This is a genomic window from Microbispora amethystogenes, from assembly GCF_016863015.1.
Classification (GTDB): domain Bacteria; phylum Actinomycetota; class Actinomycetes; order Streptosporangiales; family Streptosporangiaceae; genus Microbispora; species Microbispora amethystogenes.
In genome coordinates, this window is the sequence record NZ_BOOB01000062.1 from 63,917 (window position 1) to 69,991 (window position 6,075).

General features: G+C 76.5%; 1 protein-coding gene. It reads right to left on the minus strand.

The genetic code is table 11. The features are described 5' to 3' along the window. Positions 1-11: 11 nt before the first annotated feature. Positions 12-6,075, minus strand: a 6,064-nt coding sequence (locus tag Mam01_RS33250) for a type I polyketide synthase (protein WP_204289127.1), incomplete at its 5' end; no start/stop codon positions are given.

Genomic DNA, 6,075 nt, shown 5'->3' on the forward strand with positions numbered 1-6,075 from the left:
ACCCCTCCTGCTCAGTTCGACCCGGACAACGCCGCGCGCACAAGGTCGCTGACCGTCATTTCGGTGATTTCCTGCATCGTCGGCAGGCTCGGCTCCGCCTGTCCCTCCTCCGGAGTCGTCTCCTCAGGCAGGCCGGGCAGCAGTTCCTCCCGCAGGTAGCCGGACAGCTCCCGCGGGTTCGGATAGTCGAACATCAGCGTCGCCGGCAGCCGCAGCCCGGTGGCCGCCGACAGCCGGTTGCGCAGCTCGATCGCGGCCAGCGAGTCCAGGCCCAGCTCGGTGAAGCCCCGGCCGATGTCGATCGCGTCCGGGTCGGCGTGCCGCACGGCCGCCACCTCCGCCCGCACCAGGTCGAGCAGGATCCGCTCCCGGTCGGCCGGTCCGGCGTCCGCCAGCCGTTCGGCGAGGGTCCGCTCCGCCGGCCGGGCGGCCTCGGGCCGCGCCGCCTTCGCCGGGACGAAACCGGCCAGCATGGGCGGGACGGACGGCGCGGCGGCGAGCGCGGCCCGGTCGAGCCGGAGCGGCACCAGCACGGCGTCCGGCCGGGTCAGCGCCGCGTCGATCAGCGCCAGCCCGTCCTCGGTGGACAGGGCGGGCATGCCGAGCGCGGCCATCCGGCGCTCCTCCGACTCCCCGTCGACGGCCTCGCCGCCGAGCCCGGTCCGCGTCGACCAGAGCGGGAAGGCCAGCGACGTCGCGGGCCGCCCGGCGGCCGCGCGGTGCGCGGCGAGGGCGTCGAGGAAGCGGTTGGCCGCGGCGTAGTTGCCCTGCCCGGCGCCGATCAGCAGCCCGGCGAACGAGGAGAACAACACGAAGGCGGTCAGATCGGCGTCGGCGGTGAGCTCGTGCAGGTGCCAGGCGCCGTCGACCTTGGGCCGCAGCACCGCCTCGACCTGCTCGGGCGTCAGCGACCCGATCAGCGCGTTGTCCATCACGCCGGCCGCGTGGACCACCGCGCGCAGCGGCCGGTCCGGCGGGATCGCGGCGAGCACGCCGGCCAGCGCGGCCCGGTCGGCGACGTCGCACGCCGCGATCGTCACCTCCGCGCCGAGGCCGGTCAGCTCGTGCTCCAGGCGCCGCGCCTCCTCGGTGTCCCGGCCGCGGCGGCTGGTCAGCAGCAGGTGCCGCACGCCGTGCTCGGTGACGAGGTGCCGGGCGAGGTGCGCGCCGAGACCGCCCGCGCCGCCGGTGACGAGCACGGTGCCGTCCGGGTCCCACGGCGGCGTCTCGCGGTCCGCGGTCGCCGGGGCCAGCCGGGGCACGCGGGCGACGCCCTGCCGCAGCGTGATCTCCGGCTCGCCGGAGCGGATCGCGGGCAGCAGCACTGCCGTGGACGCCGGGGTGCCGTCGGTGTCGACGAGCACGAACCGGCCCGGGTTCTCCTGCTGCGCCGCGCGGACCAGGCCCCAGACCGGCGCGTGGGCCAGCCCCTCGGTCCCGTCCGCGTCGCCTGCGGCGTGCCTGGTGACGATCACCAGCCGGGAGGCGGCGAGGCGCTCGTCGGCCAGCCAGGCGCGCAGCACGTCCAGCACCTCGTGGACGGCCGCCCGCGTCCGTACGGGAACCTCGGCGGGCTCGGCGAGGCACTGGTGGATCACCAGGTCGGGCACCGGCGCTCCGGCGTCGATCGCCGACACCAGCCCAGCGAGGCCGTCGTGCGCGCCGCCGGCGCGCCGCGCGAGGCCGAAGTGGTCGGCCCCGGCCAGCACCGGGGCGGTCCCGGCCGTCGCCCCCTCCAGCGGCAGGTCGCGCCATTCGAGCCGCAGGACCGACCCGCCCCGCGGGTCGCCGCCGGCCGTCCCGGTCACCTCCCGGGCGGCGAGCCGCCGCACCGTGGCGACCGTACGGCCCCTGTCGTCGGCCAGCGTCATCGTGGACAGTTCGTCGCCGCGCAGGCGGCGGATGTGCACCCGCAGCGCGGCGGCGCCACCCGTGTGCAGGGTCGTGCCGGTCCAGGCGAACGGGATGACGGTGCGGCCCTCGCGCAGGCCCTGCTCGTCGAGCAGGTCGGCGTGGAAGGTGGCGTCGAGCAGCGCCGGGTGCAGGCCGAACCTCCGCGCTTCGGCCGCCGCGCCCTCGGGCAGGGCGACCTCGGCGTAGACGTCGTCGCCGTCGCGCCAGGCCGCGCGCAGCCCCTGGAACGCCGGGCCGTACTCGTATCCGCGGGCGGCCAGCAGGTCGTAGCCGCCGGTGAGCGCCGTCTCGGTGGCGCCGGGCGGCGGCCACTGGGTGAGATCGGCGGCGGGCTCGGCGAGGGCGGGATCGTCCTGCGCGGCGAGCGTGCCGGTCGCGTGCCGCGTCCACCCGCCGCCCTCCTCGGCCCGGGTGTGGATGTGGATCACCCGGGCCCCGGACGGGTCCGGCGGTTCCACGGTGACCTGCAGGGCGAGGGCGCCGCGGCCGGGCACGACGAGCGGCGCCTCCATGACCAGCTCGGTGACGGTCCGGCAGCCCACCTCCTGACCGGCGCGCAGGGCGAGCTCGACCAGGCCGCTGCCGGGCAGCAGGATCCGGCCCCGCACGCGGTGGTCGGCGAGCCACGGCTGGGTGCTCGTGGACAGCCGGCCGGTCAGCACCACCCGGTCGTCGGGCGTGGCCACGACGGCCGACAGCAGCGGGTGCGCGGCGGCCCGCTGGCCGAGGCCGGTCGCGTCGGCGGCGACCTGCGGCGCGTCGAGCCAGAACCGGCTGTTCTCGAAGGGATAGGTCGGCAGGTCCACCTGCTTCGCGCCGGTTCCGGCGAAGAACGCCCGCCAGTCGACGGGGACGCCGCCGGTGTGCAGCCGGGCGAGCGCGGTCAGGACGGCGGCCGGCTCGGGCCGGTCCCGCCGGCCGGTGGCCGTGAACAGCGCGGTGCCCAGGACACCGCCCGGGGCGCTCCGCTGGGCCAGGGCGGTGAGCACGCCGTCCGGGCCGAGCTCGGCGAAGCGGGTGACGCCCGCCGCCGCCAGGGCCGAGACGGCCGCGGCGAAGCGGACCGGCCGCCGGACCTGGTCGACCCAGTAGTCCGCGGTGCACAGCTCCGCGCCGACGACCTCGCCGGTGACCGTCGAGACGACCGGGATCGACGGGGCCGTGTAGGTGAGCGACCCGGCGACCGCGCGCAGGCCGTCCAGCATCGGCTCCATGAGCGGCGAGTGGAAGGCGTGCGAGACCCGCAGCCGGGTGGTCTTCCGTCCCTTCGCCGCGAACTCGGCCGCGATGGCGAGCACCTCGACCTCGTCGCCGGACAGCACGACCGAGTCGGGGGCGTTGACCGCCGCGATGCCGGCCCGGCCGGTGAGCAGTGGTGTCACCTCGTCCTCGGTGGCCGCGACCGCGACCATCGCCCCGCCGGGCGGCAGCGCCTGCATCAGCGCGCCGCGGGCGGCCACCAGCGCGGCGGCGTCCGGAAGGGACAGCACCCCGGCGACGTGGGCCGCCGCCAGCTCGCCGATCGAGTGCCCGGCGAGGTAGTCGGGCCGCACCCCCCAGGATTCGAGCAGGCGGTAGAGCGCCACCTCCAGCGCGAACAGGCCGCTCTGGGCGTACACCGTCTGGTTCACCAGGTCGGCGTCCTCGCCCCACAGCACCTCGCGCAGCGGCCGGTCATGCCGGTGATCGGGATGCCGGTCCAGGTGGCGGTCGAGCTCGGCGAGCACGGCGTCGAACGCCTCGGCGAAGACCGGGAACGCCTCGTACAGCTCGCGGCCCATGCCGGGGCGCTGGCTGCCCTGTCCGGTGAACAGGAACGCGGTCTGCCCGCCCGTGCCGGTCACTCCGGTGACGAGGTCGGCCACACCGGGGTCGGCGGTGTCCGCGGCGGCCAGCGCGGCGAGGCCGCGCTCCGCCGCGGCGCGTCCGTCGGCGAGCACCACCGCGCGGTGGGCGTGCGCGGCCCGGCCGGTGGCCAGCGAGTAGCCGACGTCGCGAAGGTCCGCTTCCGGCTGGAGCTCCAGATGGGTCAGGAGCTGGCCCGCCTGGGCGCGCAGCGCCCGCGGGGTCCGGCCGGAGACCACCAGCGGCACGATCGGCAAACCGGTGGGACCGGAGTCGTCTGTCTGCGTCTCCTCGGCCGGCGCCTGCTCCAGGATGAGGTGCGCGTTGGTGCCGCTGAGCCCGAACGACGACACCGCCGCCCGGCGCGGCCTGCCCTCCTCGGGCCAGGCCACCGGCTCGGTCAGCAGCCGCACCTGGCCGGAGTCCCAGTCCACCTGCGGCGACGGCTGGTCCACGTGCAGGGTGCGCGGCGCCGTCCCCGCCCGCATCGCCATCACCATCTTGATCACACCGGCCACCCCGGCCGCCGCCTGCGTGTGCCCGATGTTCGACTTCACCGACCCCAGCCACAACGGCCGCTCCCGGCCCTGCCCGTACGTCGCGATGATCGCCTGCGCCTCGATCGGGTCACCCAGGGTGGTGCCGGTGCCGTGACCCTCCACCACGTCCACATCAGCCGGGGAAAGCCCCGCCGCCGCCAGCGCCTGCCCGATCACCCGCTGCTGCGACGGACCATTCGGCGCCGTCAACCCGTTCGACGCACCGTCCTGGTTCACCGCCGAACCACGGATCACCCCCAGCACCCGATGCCCACGCCGCCGCGCGTCCGACAACCGCTCCAGCACCAGCAGACCGGCGCCTTCGCCCCACGCGGTGCCGTCGGCCCCGCCGGCGTACGACTTGCACCGGCCGTCGGCGGCCAGCCCGCGCTGGCGGCTGAAGTCGACGAACACCTCCGGCGTCGGCATGACCGTGACACCGCCGGCCAGCGCCAGGTCGATCTCGCCGCGCTGCAGCGCCTGGTGGGCCATGTGCACCGCCACCAGCGACGACGAGCACGCGGTGTCCACGGTGATGGCCGGGCCCTCCAGGCCGAAGGCGTACGCGACCCGCCCGGAGGCGACGCTGGCGGCGCTGCCGTTGCCCAGGTAGCCGGCCAGCTCCTCGGGGACCTCGCGCAGCCTGCTGGCGTACTCGTGGTACATCACCCCGGCGTAGACGCCGGTGCGGCTGCCGCGCGCGGACCTCGGGTCGATGCCGGCCCGTTCGAACGCCTCCCAGGCCGTCTGCAGCAGCAGCCGCTGCTGCGGGTCCATCGCCAGGGCCTCGCGCGGCATGATGCCGAAGAACTCGGGGTCGAACTCGGCGGCGTCGTAGAGGAACCCGCCCCGGCGGGTGTAGGTCTTGCCGGGCACGCCCGGTTCCGGGTCGTAGACGCCGTCGTCCCAGCCGCGGTCGGCGGGGAACTCGCCGATCGCGTCGACGCCGTCGGCGACCAGCCGCCACAGGTCCTCGGGCGACCGTACGCCGCCGGGGTAGCGGCAGGCCATGCCGACGATCGCGATCGGCTCGTCCGCGAGCGGCTCCGCGGCGCGGGTGGCCGGGACGTCCGCCCGGGCTGCGCCATCGGCCACGCGGTCGCCCATCAGGGGGGCCAGGCGGTCGGCGAGGTGCACGGCGACCGCGCGGGCGGTCGGGTGGTCGAAGACCAGCGTCGCGGGCAGCGTCAGGCCGCTCGACGCGTCCAGCCGGTTGCGGAACTCCATCGCCGCCAGCGAGTCGAAGCCGAGGTCGGTGAACGGGCGGTCCGGGTCGATCTCGCCGGACCCGGCGTGGCCGAGCACCGCCGCCACGTCCGCGCGTACGAGGTCGAGCAGGATCCGGTCGCGGTCGGCGGCCGGTCGGCCGGCCAGCCGGTCGGCGAGCGCGTTTCCGGCTGCCGGGGCCGTGGCCACCTGCGCTTTCGCGCGCGCGGCGAAGGCGCGGAGCGGCGCGGGCAGCTCGTCGGTGCGGGCGCGCAGGGCGGCCCGGTCCAGCCTGATCGGCAGTTGCACCGGGTCCGCGCCGAGCAGCGCGACGTCCAGCAGCGCGAGGCTCTCGTCGGCCGACAGCGGCGTGATGCCCTGCCGTTCGATGCGGGCGACGTCGCTCTCGCTGAGCCCCTCCGCCATCCCGGCGCCGGTCCACAGGTGCCACGGCAACGAGAGGGCGGGCAGTCCGTGGGCGTGCCGGTGGGCGGCCAGGCCGTCGAGGAAGGCGTTGGCCGCCGCGTAGTTGCCCTGGCCCGCACCGGCCAGCGTGCTCGCCGTGCTGGAG